Origin of the sequence: uncultured Allobosea sp. (assembly GCF_945956895.1) — a bacterium.
Lineage (GTDB): Bacteria > Pseudomonadota > Alphaproteobacteria > Rhizobiales > Beijerinckiaceae > Allobosea.
The window spans coordinates 1-23,142 of record NZ_CAMFJF010000046.1 but is presented as its reverse complement, the minus strand read 5'-3'; the positions used below and the strand labels follow the sequence as shown (position 1 = coordinate 23,142).

Below are 23,142 nucleotides of genomic sequence, written 5' to 3'. Positions count from 1 at the left end.
GGCCTCGCCGGTCCAGCCATAAGCTTCCTCGCCAGTGGCGACGCCGTAGCGGATCGCCTTCTTGTTCGGCAGGACGAGGTAGAGGAACTTGGCCTTGGTATCGATATAGATCGTGCCTGGCGGCTGCCCCGTCGGATCGGCGATCTCGTAGGGAAGGTAAGGCAGGTAGGTGTCGAACTTGGGGACGAGCGCGATATATTCCGCGTCACGGGCTGACAGCTCCGGTGCGCTCACGCTCTTGTACTGGCATGCGCCCAGCAGGGCCGACAGCGCCAGTGCAACGAAAACGGTCTTCTTCATAGCCTCCACCCCAGCCGACCCGCAGGCAGCCTTTATGATGAATCGAACGTTAACGCTTCGTATCGCCCGCACGCTTCCCCACAAGCGACGGCTCGGCGAAGCACTAGGCCTCAAACGGCCATGGCGCAATCCAGTTCCCTTTCCGGCACTCAGAAGACCGTTTGGCGTGGCAAACCAGCCACGTCTGGCCCCTCATTCGGTTCCTACGCTTGGATAACGGCTCGTGACGACACTGTTCTTCACCCACCCGGCCGGACTCGGCCATGCCATGCCGCCGGGCCATCCCGAATGCGCCGATCGGCTCAAGGCCGTCGATCAGGCGCTCGAGGCGGAGCGTTTCGCGGCACTGATTCGGGTCGAAGCTCCGCTCGGCACGCTCGATCAGGTCGCGCTCTGCCACCCCCTCGCCTATGCCGAGGCGCTGATCGCCTCCACCCCCGAGACCGGCTTCGTCCAGGTCGATGCGGATACGTTCATGTCGCCCGGCACGATCGAGGCAGCGCTGCGCGGCGTCGGCGGTGCGGCCGCTGCGGTGGACGAGGTCATGGCCGGCAAGGCGCGCAACGCCTTCGTCGCGATGCGCCCGCCCGGCCACCATGCCGAGCGGGAGCGCGCCATGGGCTTCTGTTTCTTCAACCATGCCGCGATCGCCGCCCGCCACGCGCAGAAGGCGCATGGCGCCGAGCGCATCGCCATCGTCGACTGGGACGTCCATCACGGCAACGGCACGCAGGACATCTTCTGGGACGATGCCAGCGTGCTCTACGCTTCCATCCATGAGATGCCGCTCTATCCTGGCACCGGCGCGGCCTCGGAGCGCGGCACGCAAGGTACGATCGTCAATGTGCCCTTGCGAGCGGGCGAGGGCTCCGACGAATTCCGCGAGGCCTTCGAGGTTGCGATCCTGCCGCGGCTCGATGCTTTCCGCCCCGATCTCGTGGTGATCTCGGCCGGGTTCGACGCGCATTGGCGCGATCCGCTCGCCAGCCTCAACCTGCGCGAAACCGATTTCGCCTGGGCGACGCGGAAGCTGATGGAGGCGGCCGATCGCCATGCCGGCGGCCGGATCGTCTCGGTGCTGGAGGGCGGCTACGATCTCGACGCGCTGGCGAAATCGACCGCCGCCCACGTCTCGGCGCTGATGGAGGGCTGAGGGCAGGCCTTCCAAGGCGGCCTGTCCCAAGCGTCATTCTCGGGCCGCGGCTAGCGCACCGGAGAATCTCGTGCCGGAGAAGGCGCTGGCACGAGAGCTTTCTTGTCATGAGATGCTCGGGTCAAGCCCGAGCATGACGGCTCGCTGGCCACTCGCTTACTCCAGCGGCGCCGTCTCGGCGATCTCGATGCCGAAGCCGCTGAGGCCGACGAAGGAACGGGGCGAGGAGGCGAGGTTCACGATCGAGCGGACGCCGAGATCGCGCAGGATCTGCGCGCCGAGGCCAACCTCGCGCCATTGCTGGATGCGCAGCTCGTCCGAACCCTCGTCCTCGACGCTCTTGATCGGCACACCGGCGCTGCCGTCGCGCAGATAGACGAGAACGCCTTTGCCCTCCTCCTGGAAGCGCCGCAGCGCGCACTGGATCGAGCCGGCACCGCCGAGCACATCGGCGACCACATCGGCGCGGTGCAGCCTGGCCGGAACCTTCTCGCCATCGCCGAGCTTGCCCATGACGAAGGCGAAATGCTGGGTGTTGTCGAAGGGCGTGATGTAGACATGGCCGGTCATCTCGCCGAATGCGGTCTTGACCGGGAAGGAATGCACGCGCTCGACCAGCTTCTCGCGCAACTGGCGATAGGCGATCAGGTCCGCGACAGTGATCTGCTTCAGCTTGTGCTTCTCGGCGAAGGCGGTGATCTGCGCGCCCTTCATCACCGTGCCGTCGTCATTGGCGAGCTCGCAGATCACGCCGACGGGCGGCAGCTCGGCGAGCTTGCACAGGTCGACGGCCGCTTCGGTATGGCCGGAGCGCATCAGCACGCCGCCATCCTTGGCGATGAGCGGGAAGACATGGCCGGGGCGGACGAAATCGGCCGCGCCCATATTGCCGTTGGCGAGCGCACGGACCGTATTGGTGCGCTGCTCGGCCGAGATGCCGGTGGTCAGCCCGTGCTTGACGTCGACCGTGATGGTGAAGGCGGTGCCGAGCGGGGCATCGTTCGAGGACACCATCGGATCGAGGCGCAGGCGCCGGGCCTCGCTCGCGGTCAGCGGCGCGCAGACGATGCCGCAGGTATTGCGGATGATGAAGGCCATCTTCTCCGGCGTGCAGAGCGAGGCTGCGACGATCAGATCGCCCTCGTTCTCGCGATCATCGTCATCGGTGACGATGACGATCTCGCCGCGGGCGAAGGCTTCGATGGCGTCAGTGACATTGTTGGACATGGCAGCCTCGCGCGCCCCGGACAGACCGAGGAAATCGTTGGGGGTGACGGCGCCGCCGGTGGCGGCGGTGATGCGCTCGGCGCTTTCGCGGGAAATCCAGGCAGCCGGATCGTTGCAGAGCGCGGTCACGCTGGCCGGCGACAGGCCGACCTGCCTGGCGAAGGCGCTGCGTGCGATCTTGTTCTGCCGGAGCCAGACGTCGAGCTTCATGCCGGCAAGTTAATATGCCACCGCTTCATCCGCAATGAATGATCAACGCATTTTCAGTATTGCTGAAATGCAAAATCCGGGCGCGTCATGCTCGGGCTTGACCCGACCATCCCTTGACGAGGGCACTCCCGACCAGAGTCTCTTTCGGCCAGAGATTCTCGGGTCCGCGCTTCGCTTCGCCCGAGAATGACGCCTTGCATCACTCCTGGAACGGCCAGCGCGGTTCGACGACACCGACCTGCGCGCGATGGCGCAGATAGTGGTCGGCCAGCACGCAGGCGACCATCGCCTCGCCGACCGGCACGGCCCGGATGCCGACGCAGGGGTCGTGGCGGCCCTTGGTGAACATCTCCGCCTCGCCGCCGGTGCGGGTCACGGTCGCGCGCGTCGCCAAAATCGAGGAGGTTGGCTTGACTGCAAAACGCGCGACGATCGGCTGGCCTGTCGAGATGCCGCCAAGGATGCCGCCGGCATGATTGGACAGGAACAGCGGGCGCCCGTCATTGCCGGCCCGCATCTCGTCGGCATTCTCCTCGCCGGACAACTCTGCCGCGCCGAAGCCCTCGCCGATCTCGACACCCTTGACCGCATTGATGCTCATCAGCGCGGCCGCGATCTCGGAATCGAGCTTGCCATAGATCGGCGCGCCCAGGCCCGCCGGCACGCCTTCCGCGACGATCTCCAGCACGGCGCCAATTGAAGAACCGGATTTCCTGACGCCATCGAGATAGCCCTCGAAAAAGGCCGCAGCCTTGGCATCCGGGCAGAAGAACGGGTTGCGGCCGATCTCGTCCCAATCCCAGTTGGCGCGGTCGATCTTGTGCGGCCCGATCTGGACGAGCGCCCCACGCACCACCATACCCGGCACGACCTTGCGGGCGATGGCGCCGGCGGCGACGCGCATCGCCGTCTCGCGCGCCGAGGAGCGCCCGCCGCCGCGATAGTCGCGGATGCCGTATTTCACATCGTAGGTGTAGTCGGCATGACCGGGCCGGTACTTGTCCTTGATGTCGGAATAATCCTTCGAGCGCTGGTCGACATTGTCGATCAGGAGCCCGATCGAGGTGCCCGTCGTGACCTGCACGCCGTCGCTCTCGCGGGCGAAGACGCCGGAGACGATGCGGACCTGGTCCGGCTCCTGGCGCTGCGTGGTGAAGCGCGACTGGCCGGGCCGGCGGCGGTCGAGATCGCCCTGGATATCGGCTTCCGTCAGCGGAAGCAGCGGAGGGCAGCCGTCGACGACGCAGCCGATGGCGGGCCCATGGCTCTCGCCGAAGGTGGTGACGCGGAAGAGATGGCCGAAGCTGTTATGCGACATGGGAGCCCGATACGTTTCCTACCGGCTCTTAAGCCGGATCGATGCGCGGCGAAACCCCGCATGGGCGGCTAGGGGCGTTGACAAGGCCTGCCCCCGCCGCTTCAAGACCGCCATGCGCCGGACGCCCAGCCCTTCGCGCTCCTGGCGCCCCGGGAGCCCCATCATCGCGGGAGCCTAGCCCCGAGCCGCCCGGCAGGGCCGCTTCGGGGTCGATCCGGCACGACCAGCTTGCCTGCAGGCATCGCGCCACGCGTTTTCCGACATCGACAGGCTTCCGCGTCGAAGCCATCCGCCACCCACGAAAGGGACTGGCCGACCGCGACTGTTCGAGCGCGGGCCGCCGGCGCGCCCTGCTCGTGACGCCGCGACCAACGACCAGGTTCATCATGAGACTTCTCCGCAGGCGCCCGGCGCCAGCACCGACGGCAAGCGTCAGCCTTGCCCGAGCGCTGTCCAAACTCGGCTATTGCTCGCGGACGCAGGCCGAGAAGCTGGTGCACGAGGGTCGCATCGCGGTCGACGGGCGCGTCGCACGTCACCCCGAACTGCGGATTGATCTGCGGCGGGCGCGGCTATCGGTCGATGGCCAAACCGTTTCAGCGGCGCGACGCATCTACCTGATGCTCAACAAGCCGCGCGGCATGGTGACGACGGCGAGCGACCCGGAAGGGCGTCAGACCGTCTATGCCTGCCTGGAGGGCCTCAACCTGCCCCACCTCGCCCCGGTCGGGCGTCTCGACATGGCGAGCGAAGGCCTGCTGCTGATGACCAACGATACGCGCTGGGCGCAGCGCATTCTCGACCCCGCCTCCGGAGTCGACAAGACCTACCATGTCCAGGTCGACCGCGTGCCGGACGAGGCCTTTATGGCCCGGCTGCGGCAGGGCGCGGTGGACGGAGACGAGGTGCTGTCGATCCGTTCCGCCGCCCTGTTGCGGAGTGGCGAGCGCAATGCCTGGATCGAGATGGTGATCGACGAAGGCCGCAACAGACAGATCCGGCGGATCGTCGAGGCGGCCGGCGCCGCAGTGCTGCGTCTCGTCCGGGTCCGGATCGGTGAACTCGTGCTCGGCGACCTCGCCAAGGGCGCCGTCCGCGAGTTGCAGGCCGAGGATACGGCGCTGCCGCTCGCCGGCCACTCGCCCGGTGAGCTTCGGATCCGCGCCGTCTAGGCGTTACCGATCAATGCGCCGGCCCCTTCGCCGGGGCCGCGGGGGCGCCTTCCCACCGGGTGTGCGCCGGCAGGTTCTCGCCCTTCATGATCACGGTGAGCTGGCCGATCTGGGCGTAGTCGCCGACATGGGTGTCGTAGAGTACGGTCGCGCCGGCACCGACGCAGACGCCCTTGCCGAGACGCACGCGGCCGACCTTCATCACCCGGTCCTCGTAGAGATGGGTCTGGAGCGCCGAATGGGCGTTGACCGTGCAATAATCGCCGACGCGGATGCAATCGAACTCGGTGATGTCCGTCGAGTCGAGCCAGACACCCTTGCCGTATTTTGCGCCGAACAGCATCAGGAACCAGGGCAGGAACGGCGTGCCGCGCAGGTAGTCGAACAGCACCTTGCCGCCGAGGCCCCAGTACATCACGGCCACCGCCTCGGTGCGCATCGCCCACCACGACCACATCGGCTTCATCACGGGCTTGTAGACGCCCATCATCAGCCATTTCACGGCGGCGCAGATCAGCGCCTGCACGATGGCGATCGCCATGGCGACGCCCATGAAGGAAAGAACGAGCCCGGTCCAGTCGCCCTCGTTGATCCGCTGCTGCAAAACCATGTCGACCGCGATCGTGCCGAAGGTGATGAACAGCATGGCCGGGAACGAGGTGTGCAGCGCCTCGAACACGCCACGCGCGAACTGCTTGCCGAAGGAAGGCTTGTAGGTCCAGTCGGCGCCGAGATCGACCTTCTGCCGCGTCGGCAGGCGGATCGGCGGCGAGCCGAACCAGGTGTCGCCCGGCTGCATGCGGTCATTGGCCGGCGGCTTCGACTTGATGCCGATCAGCACGCGGTCAGGGATGACGGCGCCTGGCGGGACAACGGCGTCGTTGCCGACGAAGACCTGATCGCCGGTGCGCGTCGCGTCGAGGCGCATATAGCCGCGGCGCATGTCCTCGTCGCCGAACACGACCTCGTCGGCGATGAAATTGCCGGCGCCGATGCCGGTCAGATCATAGCGACCGGAGAGATTGGTCGAGATCTCCGCGCCCTTGCCGATGCTGGCGCCCATCAGACGATACCAGGCACGCATGTAAATGGTGGCGAAGAGCGAGGAGAGCGTCTCGAGCGTCACCTCGGTCGCCAGTGCGACCGTCCATTTGCGAGCATAGAAGCCCGAATGGATCGACCAGGAGCCCGAGGTCACGCGCGGCAGGATCGCCCAGCGCAAGGCCGCCATCAGCAGCACGGTGAAGGCGATCAGGCCGATCGCCGTCGGCCAGGTCAGGAGCGGCAGGAACCAGAGATAGCTGATATCGGTCCAGCCGGCGATGAAGTAGTCGATCTTGTCGAACAGCCAGAAGGCCGGGAAGATCGGCAGCAGGCTGACCGGCGGCAGCACCACCAGCATCAGGATGTAGAAGCACGTCATCAGCGCGCGCCGGCCCGCCGAAGCCTCGGCCTGCGGCGGCAGGGCCGCGAGATCGACCGTTCCGATCTTGCGACCGGGCGTGCCGTCCCAGATCTCGGCCTCGCCGACATGGGCGCCGGGCGAGATCGAGGTGAGATCGCCGATCTCGGCGTGGTCGCCGATGACCGAGCCATGGCCGAGCACGACAGAGGCGCCGGCCGAGACATCCTTGCCGACCTTGATGCGGCCGATCACCAGCTTGTCGCCGATCGCCTCGCCATTGGCGAAGGTGGTTTTCGAGCCGAAGGTCGTGAAGTCGCCGATCTCGATCAGGTCGATCGCGCCGGCCTCATAATCGGAAATGATGACGTCGCGCCCGACCTTGGCGCCGAGCAGGCGCCAATAGAAGCGCATCACCGGCGTGCCCTGCAGCCATTTGACATGGACGAGTCCGGCGATGCGGGCGGCGAACCACCAGCGGAAGTAATAGACACCCCAGAGCGGATAGACGCCTGGCTTCGTCCGGCCGAGCACGAGCCATTTCAGCGCGATGCCGATCAGGCCGGTCACGACGATGATCGCGACATAGACGCCGAGCAGGGCCAAGATCTGCCCGGGCAGCGACAGGTCCTCGCCCGAGAGGATCATGTAGGTGACGAAGACGCCGAGCCATTGCGCCGTCGCAAGGCCGATGATGACCGGCAGCGCCACCGCCTGGGCGAGGCCGCAGAGGAAGCGGCGCAGCAAGGGCGGCGGGGTGAAGGAGAGATTCTCGGCCACCGCGACGCCGCGCTCGTCGAGGAGCTCGGCCATCGCCCGCAGCGTGCGGGCGGCATAGACGTCCTGCAGGGTGATGCCGGCATAGGCCGGCGTCTCGCGCACGATCGAGATGAAACGGGCTGCCAGCAAGGAATGGCCGCCGAGATCGACGAAGAAATCGGCCTCCAGCGGGAGGCTCGCCGTGCCGAGCACGCGCTTGGCCGCTTCCAGCAGCGCGGCTTCCGTCGCGTTGCGCGGCGGCTCCTGCTCGCCCTCGGCGCTGGGCGCCGTCAGCGGCGCCGCCTTGAGCATCTTGCGGTCGACCTTGCCGGAGACCATGCGCGGCAGCGAGCCCGCCGCTTCAAAGTGCGCCGGCACCATGTAAGGGGGCAGCTTCTCGCGCAGCGCGGCCCGCAGGGCCGGGCCATCGACCGCCACGCCGGGCTCCGGCACGACGAAGGCGACGAGCCGCTCGATGCCGTCATCGGTCCGCAGCACGACCGCCGCCTGCGCCACGCCCGGCTCGTCGGTGAGCTTCGATTCGATCTCGCCGAGCTCGACGCGGAAGCCGCGGATCTTGATCTGGTCGTCGATGCGGCCATGGAAGACGATGTTGCCGTCGGCATCGAGGCTGACGGCATCGCCCGAGCGATAGAGGATCGGGTCGTCCTCGCCCGCGACGCCGGCGAAGGGATTGGCGATGAACTTCTCGGCCGTCAGCTCTGGCCGCCCGTGATAGCCCTTGGCGACGCCGGGACCGCCGATCAGCAATTCGCCCTGCTCGCCGGGATGGACGAGATGCAGGTCCTCGCTGACGACGTAAGCCGTGTAGTTCGGAATCGGCCTGCCGATGGTGACGGTTTCGCCGGGGACGACTTCGGCGGCCGTCGCCACCACCGTCGCCTCGGTCGGGCCGTAGGTGTTGAGGATGCGCCGGCCGGGCTTGGACCATTTCTGCACGATCGCGGGGGGCAGCGCCTCGCCGCCGAGCAGGATCAGCTTCAGCGAGGGCACGTCGGCCGGCAGGATGCCGAGCAGCGTCGGCACGGTGTCGATGATGGTGACGCCGGCCTCGTTCAGGATGGCGGGCAGCTTCTCGGCATCGCCCATCATCTCGGGCGAGGCGACGAACAGCGTCGCGCCGACGAGATAGGGCGTCCAGATCTCCTCCATCGACAGATCGAAGGCGACGGAGGCGCCCTGGAAGGCGACATCATCCGGCCCAAAGCCGTAGAGCGCGTTCCCGGAGCGCAGGAAATGGCAGATATTGCGATGGCTGATGACGATCGCCTTGGGCGTGCCCGTCGAGCCGGAGGTGTAGATCAGATAGGCCGGGTGGTCCTTGGTCAGCCCGGCCGGACGTGCCGGCGGTTCGGTTTCGTCCGCACCGGCGGCAAGCGTGTCAGGCGTCCAGACCTTGCGGCCGGTCTCCTCGGCGCGGGCGACCCAGCCGGCGCAGGTGACGAGGCCCTTGGCCTGCGCATCGTCCAGGCAGGTCGCGATGCGCTCGACCGGCGCTTCCGCGTCAAAGGGAATCCAGGCCGCGCCCGCGCGCGTGATCGCGATCTGAGCGACGAGCAGGTCGATGCCGCGCGGCATCCACAAGCCGACCATGTCGCCCGGGCCGATGCCGGCGAGATGAAGACCGCGCGCCTGGCGCCCAGCCCTTGACCAGACCTCGGCATAGCTCAGGCGGCGTTCGAGGTCCGTGAGGGCTGGATGGTCGGGCCGAGCCGAGACCGTGGCCGCGAAAATCTCGGCCAGCACCTCGTCCCGAATCAGATCGGGACGCTTCTCGCCAGCCAGCATGGCGAGGGGAGTGGCGGCAGCCGCGTCAGACGCCGCCGACAGCTTCGTCATATCGTTCATCGCGCCCCGCTGCGCTAAAAGGCCCGTCGCAGACACCAAGGCAGAGCCTGCCTTCGGTCCTCTGGCGCCTTATCACGCACCTCGTGAATAAAACCGGAATAGCCACGCCCAACTCGCGACATCCGCGTGAGCCCCCGGCCGGGCAGGCCGCCGCATCACGCTGTCTCGCTAGCATATTCTCCCTGCAAGATCACCCGTGAACCGGCGATGAATGCCGGCCACACCTTTGCGAACTCAGAGCCAGTCGGCCTTGTTCCCGGTGACGACGAGCAGCTTGCCCTGCCAGATCTCGACCATCGCGGCCTCGCGCGGCGCCACCGCGCCGATCAGCGCCAGGATGGCGCGCGCCACGCCGCCATGGCTGACGATCACCGTCTCACGCGTGAGCGCCTCGAGCACCGGCCTGACGCGCTCGGCCAGCATGCGGTAGCTCTCTCCGCCCGGCGGCACGAAGCCCCATTTGTCGCGCTCGCGCAGATGCGCCTGCTCGCGCTCGGCCTTGCGGATGTCGCGCCAGGTGAAGCCCTCCCACTCGCCAAAGGTCAATTCGCGCAGGCAGTCGTCGATGGTATAGTCCCCCTCCGGCAGGGTGAGCTCGCGCCTGAGGATGCCCATGGTCTCGCGCGCACGCAGCATCGGCGAGCAGAGATAATCGAGATCGGCATAGGCCGGCTCCAGCGCCTTCAGGCGGTCGGCAGCCTCCGCAGCCTGGCGGCGACCGAGATCGTTCAGCGGGATGTCCTGCCCGCCCTGCAGCCGACCCTCCCGATTCCAGTCGGTTTCGCCATGGCGGACGAGGATAAGGCGATGAGGCAGCGAGAGCGGGACCATGCGGGGCTTCTGCACGCTGGCACCGGCACGGTCAAAGCTCTTGCCCGCGCTTTCCGCCAATGGCGACAATCGGCCGCTTTCTGTGGCCGAATTTACACGGCCTGTGTATAGCGCTCCTGCCTCGTCATAAGCGGAACCGCATGTCCCCTGCCCTCACCTTGCCCGACGGCCGCAGCCTCGCGCTTCCCGCGATGCCGCTCGTCATGGGCATCGTCAACATCACGCCCGATTCGTTCTCGGATGGCGGGCTGCTTGCGAATGCCGAGGCCGCCGTCGCGCATGGCGTTCGCCTCGCTGGCGAAGGTGCCGCCATCGTCGATATCGGCGGCGAATCGACAAGGCCCGGCCATGCCGCCGTCGATGCCGCGACCGAGATGGGGCGCGTGCTGCCGGTGATCGCCGGGCTGAAGGCGCGGATCGACACGCCGATCTCGATCGACAGCTACAAGGCCGAGGTGGCGGAAGCGGCGCTCACGGCCGGCGCCGCGATCGTCAACGATGTCTGGGGCGCCCAGCGTGATCCGCGGATCGCGGGGGTCGCAGCGCGGGCCGGTGCACCAATCATCCTGATGCATAACCGCGAGACCATCGACGCCTCGCTCGACATCTTCGACGACGTCTTGCGGTTCCTGGAACGCTCGATCGCGATCGCGACGAAAGCCGGCGTGCCGCCAAGCCAGATCGTCGTCGATCCCGGCATCGGTTTCGGCAAGACGGTCAGGCAGAATCTCGACCTGATCCGCCATCTCGACCGGCTCGCCGTGCTCGGCTGCCCGATCCTGCTCGGCGCTTCCCGCAAGTCGACGCTCGGGCGCATCACCGGCCGGGAGGTTCCGACCGAGCGGCTCGCCGCCAGCATCGCCGCGCATCTCTATGGCGCCAGCCGCGGCGCCGCCATCATCCGCGCCCATGACGTCGCCCCGCATATCGACGCGCTCAAGACCTGGGCGGCCATCGAAGACAGCATGAAAGCAGACCTGTGAGCGAAACCGGCCGCATCCTGATCGAGAAACTCGATATCTACGCCTATCACGGCTTCTTCTCGGAAGAGGAGCGGCTCGGCCAGCGCTTCGTGCTCGACCTCGTGCTCGATGCCGACCTGCGCGCTGCCGCGGCAAGCGATCGGCTCTCCGACACCGTCGATTACGGCCGGGCCGTTGCGATCGTCGCGGAGGTCTTCACCGCCAGCCGGTATCATCTGCTGGAAGGCGCGGCGCGTGCCGTCGCGCTCGCGCTTTTCGACGCCTTCCCCCCCATCACGAGCGTCGAGGTCACGCTGCGCAAGCCCGCCCCGCCGATCCCTGCGACGCTCGGCTCGGTCGGCATCCAGTTGAGGTTCCAGCGTGAAGGTTGAAGCCGCGCTCGCCTTCGGCGGCAATATCGGTGATCCCGTCGCGGCCTTCGCCGCGGCGCTCAAGGGACTGCGCGAGCACCGGCAAGTCGCGCTCGGGCGGCTGTCCTCGATCTATCGCACCCCACCCTGGGGCAAGACCGACCAGCCGGAATTCCTCAACATGGCCGCGTTGGTCGAGACCTCGCTGCAACCGGCGGACCTGCTCGCGTTCTGCCTCGAGCTGGAGCGCGCCGGCGGCCGCGAGCGCCGCGAGCGTTGGGGGCCCCGCACGCTCGATATCGACATCCTCACCTATGGCGACGCCATCATCGACCAGGCGCGATTGCAGATTCCACATCCGCGCATCCCCGAGCGCGCCTTCGTCCTGACGCCGCTGGCCGAGATCATGCCGCAGCGCCTGATCGGCGGGCGCAGCGTCATCGACCTGCTGGCGGCCGCCACAGACGAAACGATCCGCCGCGACGAGGCCGCGACGGATCGATTGAAGGCTCTGCTGGCGGCGTGAGCCGCCAAGCACCCTAATCCTCGTAGAGTTCGCGCAGAACAGCCAGACCACGACTGAGCGTTGCCGGCGGGGCCGATCCCAGCCGCTTGATCAGCCGCGTCTTGTCGAGGGCGCGGCTCTGCTCCAACAGAACCAACCCATCGGTGCCCTGAAAGGAGATCGGAATCCTGAAGCCGGCCGGGCGGCTTCTGGAGGTCATGGGCGCGACGATAACCGTGCGCAGATGATCGTGGATTTCCGGCGGCGAGATGACGAGACAAGGTCGCGTCTTCTGGATTTCGCTGCCGACCGTCGGATCGAGCGTTGCGAGCCAGATATCGCCGCGCTTCACCATGTCAGCTCAGCATCCTCGGTATTGCCGAATTCCGGCCAGACCAGTGCGTCATCTCCAGCTTCGGCGAGACGCCTGGCATCCTCGGCCCAGCCTGCGCGCGCCCGCGTCTGCACGGGCTCGATGATGATGCGGCCTTGCTCGACGGTGAGTTCAACACCGTCACCAGCCTTGGCCCCGATCTCGGCCAGAAGGGGCTTCGGAATGACGATGCCCGCCGAGTTACCGATCTTCTTGACCGCGCTGCGCATGGCTTCCTCCAGGAAACCAATATAAGCGCCGCCCTAACTGGTTACAACAATGTTATAACCAAGCTCGATGTCACTCGCCCTTGTCGAGGGAGATGTCCGGCGCGGTCGGCACCTTCATGCCGACGACATGATAGCCGGCATCGACATGCATGATCTCGCCGGTGATGCCGCGCGACATGTCGGAGACGAGGAAGACCGCGGTCTCGCCGACCTCCTCGATGGTGACTGTGCGGCGCAGCGGCGAGTTGTACTCGTTCCAGCGCAGGATGTAGCGGAAATCGCCGATGCCGGAGGCCGCGAGCGTCTTGATCGGGCCGGCCGAGATCGCGTTGACGCGGATCTTCGAGGGGCCGAGATCGGCGGCGAGATATTGCACGCTCGATTCCAGCGCGGCCTTGGCGACGCCCATGACGTTGTAGTGGGGCATCCACTTCTCGGCGCCGTAATAGGTCAGCGTCAGCAGCGAGCCGCCATCGGTCATCAGCTTCTCGGCGCGCTGGGTGATCGCGGTGAAGGAGTAGCAGGAGATCAATAGCGACTTGGTAAAGTTCGCCTCGCTGGTCTCGACATAGCGGCCAGTCAGCTCATCCTTGTCGGAGAAGGCGATGCAGTGGACGACGAAGTCGAGCTTGCCCCAGAGCTTCTCGACCTCAGCGAAGACCGCGTCGATCGTGGCGCCGTCAGTGACGTCGCAATGGCCGACGACATGGCCGCCGAGTTCCCTGGCGAGCGGCTCGACGCGCTTCTTCAGCGCATCGCCCTGATAGGTGAAGGCGAGTTCCGCGCCGGCATCCGCCGCCGCCTTGGCAATGCCCCAGGCGATGGAGCGGTTGTTCGCGACGCCCATCACGAGCCCGCGCTTGCCCTTGAGGAGATTGGCGGTCGGCGAAACGGCGTTGGAATCAGGCATGGGAAACCCGCAGATGAATGACGAGCAGGTCTCTTAGAACAGTCGCAGAGAAACGGGAACCGCTTTGATGCCCGCCTCCACGGCTGAATCATGCATAAGCATGGGCTCCGCAAGCCCGTGCGAGCGGTTTTCGGCCGCGCGGGCGGCTGAGCCGGCTTACTTGGCCTCGTCGCGCGCCTTCATCAGCGCGGTGAGCTCCGCATCACTCGCCGGCATCTCGATATCGATGGCGACGAAGAGATCGCCGACCGCGCCCTTCTCGCCCTTGAGGCCCTTGCCGCGCAGGCGGAACTGCCGGGCCGTGCCGGTCATCGGCGGGATGTTCATCTCGACCGCGCCGGTCAGCGTCGGCACATGCAGCGGCCCGCCGAGCACCGCCTTGGCGAGCGGCACCGCAACGCGGGTGCGCAGGTCGTTGCCATCGACGATGAAGCGGGAATCCGGCTTGACCTTGATGGTCATCATCACGTCGCCGGTCTCGCCGGAGAAGGGATCGGTCTGGCCGAGCCCACGCAGGCGCATCACCTTGCCGTCGCTCACCCCTTCGGGGATGGTGATCTCGACCTCGCGCCCACCCGGCAGCTTGACCCGACGGGTGCCGCCGGTCGTGGCCTGCGCCAGCGTGACCTCCAGCGTGAAACTCTGCTCCGGCGGCTTCTGCGGCTCGGGCTTGCCGCGCGCGCGGCGGCCGGCCTCGCCGAAGAGCGAGGAGAAGATATCGGAAGCGTCGAAGCCGGCATCGCCGCCGCCCGGGCCTGCGCGACCGCCGAAGGGATTGCCGCCGCCCTGGCCGAAATTGAACTCGAAGCCGCCGCTGCGCCCGCCCCGGCCGGCGCCCATGCCCTCGAAGCCCTGGAAGCGCGGCTTGCCCTCGGCATCGATTTCGCCGCGGTCGAACTGCTTGCGCTTGGTCTCGTCGCCTACGATCTCATAGGCGGCGTTGAGTTCGGAGAACTTGTCCTGCGCCTTGGGGTCGTCCCGGTTGCGGTCCGGGTGCAGCTCCTTGGCGCGGCGGCGGAAAGCCTTCTTGATTTCCGCATCGCTCGCGCCGCGGGCGACGCCCAGAACCTGATAGGGATCGCGCATCCAAAACCTCTTTCACGCAAAATCGAACGGCCAGCGCCGAAGCCGCCAGCCGTCCGTCTCGCCCTATGTGGGGGCGGTGTGGCGTGTGCGCAACACCTCTTCGGGGCCGTTTTGCACCCGGCGCAGCAACGACGCAAGCGGCGTGAAAAGCCGGCCGGCGCCCTCGAACTCCGAGCCCTCATCCTGAGGAGCCATTTCGTCAGAAATGGCGTCTCGAAGGATGTTCCAGGAGGCTCCGGAGACATCTGGAGCATCCTTCGAGACGCCGCTGACGCGGCTCCTCAGGATGAGGGCTCGGAAGACCGAAATGCGATACGCCTGTGTGAAAGGCCCTAGCTCAGCCCCTTCCAGGGCCCCATGTCCTTGACCGCCCATTCACCGCCCGAGGGGCGGCAGGCCGTGCCCTGCAGCTTGATCGGTCGGGTCTGCGTCTGGACGCTGGCGATGAAGGCGCGGCAGATCTCGTCGGAGCGCAGGAACGGGCCGCCGACCGGGATGAAGGAGCCCTTGATGCCGCTCTGGGGATTGTCCCAGGAGACGGCGGCGCCATTGCCCTGGGGATCGAGCGCCACGCTCATCGCCCCGTCGGCGCGGCGCATATCCTCCGGCCCGAGCTCGGATGCCAGGCCATGGAATGGACCCGTGCGATCGCCGCCGCGCGCCGGGAGGACCGACGAGGTCGTCATCGCCGAGGTTGCAGCGACCTCATCCTCGCCCTTGCTGGACAGGCCGAGAATCGGGAAAGAGACCGAGCAGCCCGCGCTGAACACGGCCAGCAACACGACGGCAGCCAGCGGGCGCATGGGGGCTGCGCAACGGTTGAGGCTTTGGAACGCTCCCGCCCCTGCCCTATATAGACCAACCGCCCGAACCCGGATCACTTCTGCGCTCGCCCAACGCCCACTTCAACTAGCCGAGGATTAGAACGTGCAACCGTTAACGAGCGGTGACTTCACCGAGGAAAACGAGCCTTTCACCTTGTTCCAGAAGTGGTTGGACGAGGCGACCAAGTCGGAGCCCAACGACCCGACCGGCATGGCGCTTTCGACCGTCGATGCCGAGGGCATGCCGAACAGCCGCATGGTGCTGCTCAAGGGCCACGGACCGGATGGATTCGTGTTCTACACCAACACCGAAAGCCAGAAGGGCCAGGAGTTGCTGGGCCAGCCCAAGGCCGCCGCCCTGTTCCACTGGAAGAGCCTGCGCCGGCAGATCCGCATCCGCGGCAATGTCGCGCTCGTCACGGATGCCGAATCAGATGCCTATTTCCATTCACGCCCGCGCGACAGCCGCATCGGCGCCTGGGCCTCGCAGCAGTCGCGCCCGCTGGAGAGCCGCTTTGCACTGGAAAAGGCGGTGGCGAGCTATACGCTGAAATTCGGCATCGGCGAGATTCCGCGTCCGCCCTACTGGCGCGGCTTTCGCATCACACCGACCTATATCGAATTCTGGCGCGACGGCGCCTTCCGTCTGCATGACCGCATCATCTTCCGCCGCGACGCAACCGACGCGCCCTGGACGAAGACGCGCTTCTACCCCTGAGGATTTCAGCCCCATGGCGATGCCCAAGTTCGATTTTCCGAAGACCGAGCCCGGCAAGCGCCCGGTGATGCTGCTGACGGGGGCGAGCCGCGGCATCGGCCATGCCACGGTGATGCAGTTCGCCATGGCGGGCTGGCGCATCCTGTCCTGCTCGCGCCAGGCCTTCTCCGACAAATGCCCCTGGCCGTCGGGCGCCGACGACCATGTCCAGATCGATCTCGGCGACCCCGAGGACACGATGCGCGGCATCGCCGAGATCAAGAAGCGGCTCGCCGTCGAAGGCGGCAAGTTGCACGCGCTGGTCAACAATGCCGGCATCTCGCCGAAAGGGCGCAACGGCGAGCGGCTCGGCGCCGCCACCACCTCGTTCAACGACTGGCACAAGGTCTTCCAGGTCAATTTCTTTGCGCCGATCATGCTGGCGCGCGGCCTGCTCGACGAGCTCACCGCGGCCAAGGGCGCGATCGTCAACGTCTCCTCGATCGCCGGCTCGCGCGTCCACCCCTTCGCCGGGGCGGCCTATGCGACCTCGAAGGCGGCGCTCGCCAGCCTGACCCGCGAGATGGCCGCCGATTTCGGTCCGCTCGGCGTGCGCGTCAACGCGATCTCGCCCGGTGAGATCGACACCTCGATCCTGTCGCCCGGCACCGAAAAGATCGTCGCGACGCTGCCGATGCAGCGCCTCGGCAAGCCCGACGAGGTCGCCAAGGCGATCTATTTCCTGTGCACGGACGCCTCGAGCTACGTCACCGGCTCGGAGCTGCACATCAATGGCGGGCAGCACGTTTGACGGATGTGCCCGGACAGTCCCGAGCCCTCATCCTGAGGAGCCATTTCGCCAGAAGTGGCGTCTCGAAGGATGCTCCAGATGCCTCCGGAACCTCCTGGAGCATCCTTCGAGACGCCGCTGACGCGGCTCCTCAGGATGAGGGCTTGGAGCTGGCAGAGATGGTAGTGCGGCTATGAGCGTCATCCGCTTCCCCGCGCCCGGTCGGGCCGCGGCGCGGCCGGTGCTGGCGGCCTCCGTCGCGGTCTTCCGCGACGGCAAGGTGCTGCTGGCGACGCGGACCAAGCCGCCGGCCGACCAGCTCTGGTCGCTGCCCGGCGGCAAGGTCGAGGCCGGCGAGACGCTTGAGGAAGCGGCCCTGCGCGAGCTGGAGGAAGAGGTCGGGGTCGCCGCCCGCATCCTCGGCTTCAACCGCCATGTCGAGATCTTCGGCCGCGACGCCAAGGGCGCCGTGACGCATCATTTCGTCGTCGCCTCCTTCGTCGGCGAATGGCTCTCCGGCGAGCCGCGAACCGGGCCCGAAGCCGGGGCGGTGATGTGGGCCGATCCGCTCAGGCTCGGCGGGCTCGCGACCACGCGCGAACTCGGCGACGTGCTGCGCCGTGCCCACCAGCTCTTCACGGTCGGAGCATCCTCGTCATGACGGCCCGGCGTCGCCATCCGGCGCTTCTGGCCGCCCTGCTCCTGCTGCCGATCACGGCGGAAGCACAGCAGCGACCCCAGCAGCCGGCGGCGAAGCTTCCCGCGACCAAGCCTGCGGAGCAGCCCGCCCCGGAACCGGCCGGCCCGCCCTACGAGCCACAATTGCTGCAGCTTTCCGAAATCATGGGCTCGCTCGCCTATCTCAGGACGCTCTGCGGCGGGCGTGAGGCGCAGGATTGGCGTACGCGGATGGCCGCCTTGATCGATGCCGAGGGCAAGACACCGCAGCGCCGCGACCGGTTAACCGCAGCCTTCAATCGCGGTTTCAAGGCCTATTCCCTGACGCATCGCTCCTGTACCGACGCCAGCCAGGAAGCGTCCTCCCGGCTCGCGGCCGAAGGCGAGCAACTGTCGCGGGCGCTCGCCGGCCGCTATGGCGGATAGGCAACAGCACCGGCCCGAATGCGATCTTCGGTGGAATTCTCCCGGTCGCGTTAACCTTTCTTAAACTGCGCGGTAGCGTGCCGCTCTGGCACGGCCTATGTCTTGAACATCGCCCAACCGTCGCGATCCGGGGCAGAACCGCCGCGATTCGCGTCAGACAGAAGGCTTGAGAGTCCCGTTTCGATGCCGATCCAGCCAGACGACACGATGCTCGACCCGAATCTCGCCGAGGACCATGGCGACGTCCGCCGTGTTGCCTATGGCTATGTCGAGGACGCCTTCAACGAAGCACAGCAGGACGGGCTCGATTCCGACGCGATGGCCCATGCCGCCCTGTTCGCGGCCCTGCGGACGCTGGTCGAGACCTATGGCGAGGACGCGACCGCGACCTTCGCCGAGACGCTGGCCGACAAGATCCGCTGCGGCGCCTTCACCTGCGGCACGCGTCACTGACGCGGCGCGTCGGCGCGCCTTCGCCGGCACTGTTTCGATAACCTGCAGCACGGCCGCGCTTTCACCGAGCGGCATCTTCGAGCGGGCCCCTTTCCCTACACGAATTATCGTCATCCCGGGCTTGCCCCGGGATCCATCGAAGAGCACCGCGCTCCAGGATGGATCCCCGATCTTCGCTTTGCTCCGTCCGGGATGACGCGTGCTTTCGGGCCAAGCCGGCAGCGATCACACCGCCAGCGCGAAACCGTCCTTGCGGTGGTCGGAGGCGCCGAACATCACGCCGCGCTTGTGATCGACCCAGATCGCCTGGCAGCCGCCGAGCGGCTCCTCGGCCCAGACCACGTCATGGCCGCGCGCCTTCAGATCGGCGGCGATGCTCGCCGATATCGTCGTCTCCAGCGAAAGTTTGCCGTCATAGGCGAAGCTGCGCGGCGCATCCGAGGCCTGCTGCGGATCGAGGCCGCGGTCGAGGATGCCGGAGAGGAAGTGGACATGGCCGGTCGACTGGTACTGGCCGCCCATCACGCCCATCGGCATGATCGGCTTGCCGTCCTTGGACAGCAGGCCCGGAATGATGGTGTGGAAGGGGCGCTTGCGCGGCGCGATGGCGTTGGGATGCCCCTCGATCAGGCGGAAGCCCGAGCCGCGGTTCTGCAGCATCACGCCGGCCTTGGCCGCATAGATGCCGCTGCCGAAGGCCGAGAACAGCGAGTTGATGAAGGACACCATGTTGCCGGCGCCGTCGACGACACAGAGATAGATCGTGTCCTTGTGCAGGGGCATGTCGAAGGCTTCGGGCTTCGCCGCCTTCTCCAGGCTGATTTCCTTGCGGATACGGCCGACGAACTGGTCCGACAGGAAAGCGTCCGTGTCGAAGGGGCTCACAGTGGGGTCGGCGACCAGCGCATCGCGCTGGCGATAGGCTGCCTTGCTGGCCTCGGCGAGAAGATGGATGCGATCGGCCTCGCTCAGCTTCCCGTCCTTCATGTCGAAGCCTTCGAGGATGCGCGCGATCAGCAGCGCCGCGATGCCCTGGCCGTTCGGCGGGCATTCCCAGAGGCGGTGGCCGCGATAATCGGCGCCGATCGGATCGACATAGTCCGGCTTCGAGGCGGCGAAATCCTCGAGGCTGATCAGGCTGCCGGCCGCGTTGAGCACGGAGACCATGTCCTGCGCAAGCTCGCCCTCGTAGAAGGCGGAACGGCCCTCGCGGGCGATGCGGCGCAGCATGTTGCCGAGCGCGGGATGGACCATCTTGTCGCCGACCGCCGGCGGATTGCCGCCCGGCAGGTAGACGGCGTTGCCGAGGCCGTGTTTCTCGATGCGGCCGCGGGCCTTGGCCCAGTCGAGCGCGACGCGCGGCGTCACCACGAAACCTTCCTCGGCGGCGCGGATCGCGGCTGCGAAGATCTCGTCGAGGCTCTTGCTGCCATGGTCGGCGACGAGGCGGCACCAGGCGTCGATCGCGCCGGGCACTGTCACGGCATGGGGCGAATCCGCCGCAATCGCGGTCATGCCCTGGCCGAGGAACCAGCCAAGTTCGGCCTTGGCGGCCGCACGGCCGGAGCCATTGATCGCGACCATCTTGCCATTGGCCGGGGCATAGATCGCGAAGCAATCGCCACCGATGCCGGTCATATGCGGATCGACCACCGCCTGGACGGCCACCGCCGCGATGGCTGCGTCGATAGCGTTGCCGCCATTGCGCAGGATTTCCACTGCCGCCAACGTCGAGGCGGGATGCGAGGTCGCCGCCATGCCGCGGTCACCGACCGCAACCGGGCGACCCGGCACCATGAAATCGCGAACGCCCCAGCTCATGCCCGTCTCCACCTCTGCGGCACCATCGCTGTGCGGCGCCTTGTTTCCCCCAACGCTTTGGCGCCTCGGCCGGGGGCTTGGCAATCCCGCCCGGCGCATGGCCGACGCGATCCGCCCCTCGCCGCACGCAGCCATCGCGGTTGACATCACAGCGCATCGGACTATCGCCGCCTCGAAGGACGGGCCGGCCATGCAAGACTACATCCGCAAGATCATCGGGGCGCGCGTCTACGACGTCGCCATCGAAAGCCCGCTCGATCCGTTGCCGCGATTGTCCGCCCGTCTCGGCAGCAGCGCCCTGCTCAAGCGTGAGGATCTGCAGCCGGTCTTCTCGTTCAAGCTGCGCGGCGCCTACAACAAGATCGCAGGGCTTACGACTGTCGAGGCCGAGCGCGGCGTGATCTGTGCCTCGGCCGGCAATCATGCGCAGGGCGTAGCGCTGGCGGCGAAGAAGCTCGGCATCAAGGCTACCATCGTGATGCCGCGCACCACGCCCGACATCAAGGTGCAGGCGGTGCGCAGCCTTGGCGGGCGTGTCGTGCTCCACGGCGAGAATTTCGACGAAGCCTATGGTCATGCTCGCAAGCTCGAAGCCGAGAAGGGGCTGACCTTCGTCCACCCCTATGACGACCCGGACGTCATCGCCGGCCAGGGCACGGTCGGCATGGAGATCCTGCGCCAACATTCCGATCCGATCGAGGCGATCTTCGTGCCGATCGGCGGCGGCGGGCTCGCGGCCGGCGTCGCGGTCTACGCAAAATTCCTGCGGCCGGAGATCAAGGTAATCGGCGTCGAGCCCGAGGACGCCGCGTCCATGGCCGGCGCCATCGCGGCGGGCGAACGCATCGTGCTCGACCAGGTCGGCCTCTTCGCCGACGGCGTCGCGGTGCGGCAGGCGGGCGAAGAAACCTTCCGGCTCTGCCGCGCCCTGCTCGACGAGGTGATCACCGTCTCCACCGACGAGATCTGCGCGGCGGTGAAGGACATCTTCGAAGATACCCGCGCCATCGCCGAGCCCTCGGGCGCCGTCAGCCTCGCCGGCCTCAAGGCCTATGCGGCGCGCGAGGCCAAGCGTACCGGCGCGCTGATCGCGATCAACAGCGGCGCCAACATGAATTTCGACCGGTTGCGCCATATCGCCGAGCGGGCCGAGATCGGCGAGCATCGCGAGGCGCTGCTCGCGGTGACGATCCCCGAGAAGCCCGGCGCCTATCGCGCCTTCATCGAATTGCTCGGCCGGCGCGCCATCACCGAGTTCAACTACCGCTACTCCGATCTCAAGGCCGCGCGCATCTTCGTCGGCGTGCAGCTTTCGGAGGGCGATGCCGAGAAGCGCCAGATCATCGCGATGCTGGCCGAGCACGGCTATCCCGTGCTCGACATGAGCGACAATGAGCTCGCCAAGCTGCATATCCGCTACATGGTCGGCGGCAAGGCGCCGGGGCTCGACGACGAATTGATCTTCCGCTTCCAGTTCCCGGAGCGGCCGGGCGCGCTGCTGAAGTTCCTGAACAGCCTCTCGGCCGACTGGAACATCTCGCTGTTCCACTATCGCAACCACGGCGCCGATTACGGGCGCATCCTCGCCGGCATCCAGATCCCGCCCTCCCAGCGCGGCCAGCTCACCAAGCGGCTCGATGCGCTCGGCTACCCCTATTGGAGCGAGAGCGACAATCCGGCCTATCTCTCGTTCCTGGCGGAGATGCCGGCGCCGTGATGATCGGCGGCGTTCGATCAACTCTCCCGTCATTGCGAGCGCAGCGAAGCAATCCAGGGGCGGCAGCGCTCGACGTCCCCCTGGATTGCTTCGTCGCTCCGCTTCTCGCAATGACGGCAGGTTCTGCGGAAACGGCGTAGGGTGGAAGCATGACGCTCGAACAGCTTCGCATCTTCGTCGCCGTCGCCGAACGGGAGCACCTGACGCAAGGCGCCCGCGCCCTCAACCTCACGCAATCGGCCGTCAGCTCCGCGATCACCACACTGGAGGCGCGTTACGCGACCAAGCTGTTCGACCGGATCGGCCGGCGGATCGCCCTGACCGAAGCCGGCCAGCTCTTCCTGATCGAGGCCCGCGCTGTACTTGCGCGAGCCGCAGCGGCGGAAACCGTGCTGTCCGATCTCTCGGGGCTGGCGCGGGGCTCCCTCGCCCTGATGGCGAGCCAGACCGTGGCGAATTACTGGCTGCCGCCGCTGATCCAGCGCTTTCGTCGGGAACATCCCGGCATCGCCGTCTCGCTCGCCATCGGCAATACCGAGACGGTCAGCGCCGCGATCCGTGACGGCATGGCCGATCTCGGCTTCATCGAAGGCGAGATCGACGATCCGTCACTGACGATGACGGCCGTCGATGAGGACGAACTCGTCATCGTCGTACCAACCGGCCATTCGTGGGCGCAGACGCCGCCTTCACCTGCCGAGCTGAAGCAAGGCGCATGGGTCCTGCGCGAACCGGGTTCGGGAACGCGGGCGATGTTCGAGGCGGCATTGCCGGGCCTAGGTCTCGCTGCGGACGATCTCACCGTGGCACTGGAATTGCCGTCCAACGAGGCTGTCTGCGCCGCCGTTGCCGCCGGCGCGGGGGCGACCGCGATCTCGCGGCTGGTCGCCGCCAATGCCATCGCGGCCGGGCGCCTCGCCACCGTCGCGCTGCCGCTGCCGAAGCGCCGCTTCCTCGCGCTGCGCCACAAGGAACGCTACCTCGCCAAGGCGGCGGCGACGTTCCTCGCGCTCAGTCAGGCCGGTTGAAGCTCAGGCTGCGGCGGCCGAATTCGGCGC

The 23,142-nt window shown here is 67.1% G+C and carries 22 protein-coding genes and 1 pseudogene; 12 read left to right on the top strand and 11 right to left on the bottom strand.

Going from position 1 to position 23,142, the window contains the following annotated elements:
• A pseudogene (locus Q0Q02_RS18430) lies at window positions 1-300 on the bottom strand (L,D-transpeptidase); the annotation flags it as partial.
• Window positions 301-523: 223 nt separating this feature from the next.
• Between Q0Q02_RS18430 and Q0Q02_RS18425 the strand changes: the two are divergent.
• Window positions 524-1,453, top strand: coding sequence for a histone deacetylase family protein (locus Q0Q02_RS18425; protein WP_293811541.1), 930 nt, complete (start codon window positions 524-526; stop codon window positions 1,451-1,453).
• A 156-nt stretch (window positions 1,454-1,609) separates the two neighbouring features.
• Here Q0Q02_RS18425 and ribB read toward each other — a convergent pair whose 3' ends face one another.
• Both ribB and aroC read right to left on the bottom strand, forming a co-directional pair.
• On the bottom strand, window positions 1,610-2,890 hold the full coding sequence (ribB, locus tag Q0Q02_RS18420) for a 3,4-dihydroxy-2-butanone-4-phosphate synthase (RefSeq protein WP_293811540.1): 1,281 nt from the start codon (window positions 2,888-2,890) through the stop codon (window positions 1,610-1,612).
• Between the two features lie 199 nt (window positions 2,891-3,089).
• Window positions 3,090-4,208 carry a chorismate synthase gene (gene aroC / locus Q0Q02_RS18415; protein ID WP_293811538.1) on the bottom strand — a complete coding sequence of 373 codons (1,119 nt, stop codon included), beginning with the start codon at window positions 4,206-4,208 and terminating at the stop codon, window positions 3,090-3,092.
• A gap of 386 nt (window positions 4,209-4,594) precedes the next feature.
• Between aroC and Q0Q02_RS18410 the strand changes: the two genes are divergently transcribed.
• Window positions 4,595-5,380 carry a pseudouridine synthase gene (locus Q0Q02_RS18410; RefSeq protein WP_293811536.1) on the top strand — a complete coding sequence of 262 codons (786 nt, stop codon included), beginning with the start codon at window positions 4,595-4,597 and terminating at the stop codon, window positions 5,378-5,380.
• A gap of 10 nt (window positions 5,381-5,390) precedes the next feature.
• Here the strand turns inward: Q0Q02_RS18410 and Q0Q02_RS18405 are convergent, their stop codons facing one another.
• Both Q0Q02_RS18405 and Q0Q02_RS18400 read right to left on the bottom strand, forming a co-directional pair.
• Complete coding sequence (locus tag Q0Q02_RS18405) at window positions 5,391-9,410, bottom strand: Pls/PosA family non-ribosomal peptide synthetase (RefSeq protein ID WP_293811534.1); 4,020 nt, start codon at window positions 9,408-9,410, stop codon at window positions 5,391-5,393.
• Between the two features lie 234 nt (window positions 9,411-9,644).
• On the bottom strand, window positions 9,645-10,241 hold the full coding sequence (locus Q0Q02_RS18400; protein ID WP_293811532.1) for a histidine phosphatase family protein: 597 nt from the start codon (window positions 10,239-10,241) through the stop codon (window positions 9,645-9,647).
• A gap of 140 nt (window positions 10,242-10,381) precedes the next feature.
• On the opposite strand from Q0Q02_RS18400, the gene folP reads away from it, so the two are divergent.
• From folP to folK, 3 genes are read left to right on the top strand one after another with little or no spacing between them, the layout of a single operon-like run.
• A complete protein-coding gene (gene folP, locus Q0Q02_RS18395; RefSeq protein WP_293811530.1) occupies window positions 10,382-11,224 on the top strand; it encodes a dihydropteroate synthase in 843 nt (280 codons plus the stop codon).
• Complete coding sequence (gene folB / locus Q0Q02_RS18390; RefSeq protein WP_293811528.1) at window positions 11,221-11,595, top strand: dihydroneopterin aldolase; 375 nt, start codon at window positions 11,221-11,223, stop codon at window positions 11,593-11,595. Before folP ends, folB begins: the two co-directional genes overlap by 4 nt.
• Window positions 11,585-12,100, top strand: coding sequence for a 2-amino-4-hydroxy-6-hydroxymethyldihydropteridine diphosphokinase (folK, locus tag Q0Q02_RS18385; protein WP_293811526.1), 516 nt, complete (start codon window positions 11,585-11,587; stop codon window positions 12,098-12,100). The genes folB and folK overlap by 11 nt, the downstream gene beginning before the upstream one ends.
• 13 nt (window positions 12,101-12,113) lie before the next feature.
• Here the strand turns inward: folK and Q0Q02_RS18380 are convergent, their stop codons facing one another.
• The 5 genes from Q0Q02_RS18380 to Q0Q02_RS18360 all read right to left on the bottom strand — a co-directional run bounded on the left by Q0Q02_RS18380 (window position 12,114) and on the right by Q0Q02_RS18360 (window position 15,481).
• Entirely contained in the window at window positions 12,114-12,434 is a 321-nt protein-coding gene (locus tag Q0Q02_RS18380; protein ID WP_293811524.1) for a type II toxin-antitoxin system PemK/MazF family toxin, read from the bottom strand.
• On the bottom strand, window positions 12,428-12,682 hold the full coding sequence (locus Q0Q02_RS18375) for an AbrB/MazE/SpoVT family DNA-binding domain-containing protein (RefSeq protein WP_293811522.1): 255 nt from the start codon (window positions 12,680-12,682) through the stop codon (window positions 12,428-12,430). Before Q0Q02_RS18375 ends, Q0Q02_RS18380 begins: the two co-directional genes overlap by 7 nt.
• A 70-nt stretch (window positions 12,683-12,752) precedes the next feature.
• The gene (gene fabI, locus Q0Q02_RS18370) at window positions 12,753-13,592 is read right to left on the bottom strand and encodes an enoyl-ACP reductase FabI (protein ID WP_293811520.1); all 840 of its coding nucleotides are present in this window, start codon (window positions 13,590-13,592) and stop codon (window positions 12,753-12,755) included.
• A gap of 156 nt (window positions 13,593-13,748) precedes the next feature.
• Window positions 13,749-14,678, bottom strand: coding sequence for a DnaJ C-terminal domain-containing protein (locus Q0Q02_RS18365; RefSeq protein WP_293811518.1), 930 nt, complete (start codon window positions 14,676-14,678; stop codon window positions 13,749-13,751).
• A gap of 332 nt (window positions 14,679-15,010) precedes the next feature.
• A complete protein-coding gene (locus Q0Q02_RS18360) occupies window positions 15,011-15,481 on the bottom strand; it encodes an RT0821/Lpp0805 family surface protein (RefSeq protein ID WP_293811516.1) in 471 nt (156 codons plus the stop codon).
• A 124-nt stretch (window positions 15,482-15,605) separates the two neighbouring features.
• On the opposite strand from Q0Q02_RS18360, the gene pdxH reads away from it, so the two are divergent.
• The 5 genes from pdxH (at window position 15,606) to Q0Q02_RS18335 (ending at window position 18,546) form a co-directional block, all read left to right on the top strand.
• Window positions 15,606-16,220, top strand: a complete 615-nt coding sequence (gene pdxH / locus Q0Q02_RS18355; RefSeq protein ID WP_293811514.1) for a pyridoxamine 5'-phosphate oxidase — start codon at window positions 15,606-15,608, stop codon at window positions 16,218-16,220.
• A 67-nt stretch (window positions 16,221-16,287) separates the two neighbouring features.
• On the top strand, window positions 16,288-17,010 hold the full coding sequence (locus tag Q0Q02_RS18350; protein ID WP_293811543.1) for an SDR family NAD(P)-dependent oxidoreductase: 723 nt from the start codon (window positions 16,288-16,290) through the stop codon (window positions 17,008-17,010).
• A gap of 172 nt (window positions 17,011-17,182) precedes the next feature.
• Window positions 17,183-17,650 carry an NUDIX domain-containing protein gene (locus Q0Q02_RS18345; RefSeq protein ID WP_293811512.1) on the top strand — a complete coding sequence of 156 codons (468 nt, stop codon included), beginning with the start codon at window positions 17,183-17,185 and terminating at the stop codon, window positions 17,648-17,650.
• Window positions 17,647-18,093, top strand: coding sequence for a TIGR02301 family protein (locus Q0Q02_RS18340; RefSeq protein WP_293811510.1), 447 nt, complete (start codon window positions 17,647-17,649; stop codon window positions 18,091-18,093). The genes Q0Q02_RS18345 and Q0Q02_RS18340 overlap by 4 nt, the downstream gene beginning before the upstream one ends.
• A 207-nt stretch (window positions 18,094-18,300) precedes the next feature.
• The gene (locus Q0Q02_RS18335) at window positions 18,301-18,546 is read left to right on the top strand and encodes a hypothetical protein (protein ID WP_291654587.1); all 246 of its coding nucleotides are present in this window, start codon (window positions 18,301-18,303) and stop codon (window positions 18,544-18,546) included.
• Between the two features lie 225 nt (window positions 18,547-18,771).
• Here the strand turns inward: Q0Q02_RS18335 and ggt are convergent, their stop codons facing one another.
• Window positions 18,772-20,367, bottom strand: coding sequence for a gamma-glutamyltransferase (gene ggt, locus Q0Q02_RS18330; RefSeq protein ID WP_293811508.1), 1,596 nt, complete (start codon window positions 20,365-20,367; stop codon window positions 18,772-18,774).
• Here ggt and ilvA point away from each other — a divergent pair.
• Both ilvA and Q0Q02_RS18320 read left to right on the top strand, forming a co-directional pair.
• Complete coding sequence (gene ilvA, locus Q0Q02_RS18325) at window positions 20,303-22,084, top strand: threonine ammonia-lyase, biosynthetic (protein ID WP_367275043.1); 1,782 nt, start codon at window positions 20,303-20,305, stop codon at window positions 22,082-22,084. The two genes, ggt and ilvA, sit on opposite strands and share 65 nt — an antisense overlap.
• Before the next feature lie 149 nt (window positions 22,085-22,233).
• Complete coding sequence (locus Q0Q02_RS18320; RefSeq protein WP_293811504.1) at window positions 22,234-23,112, top strand: LysR family transcriptional regulator; 879 nt, start codon at window positions 22,234-22,236, stop codon at window positions 23,110-23,112.
• The last annotated feature ends 30 nt before the right edge of the window (window positions 23,113-23,142 follow it).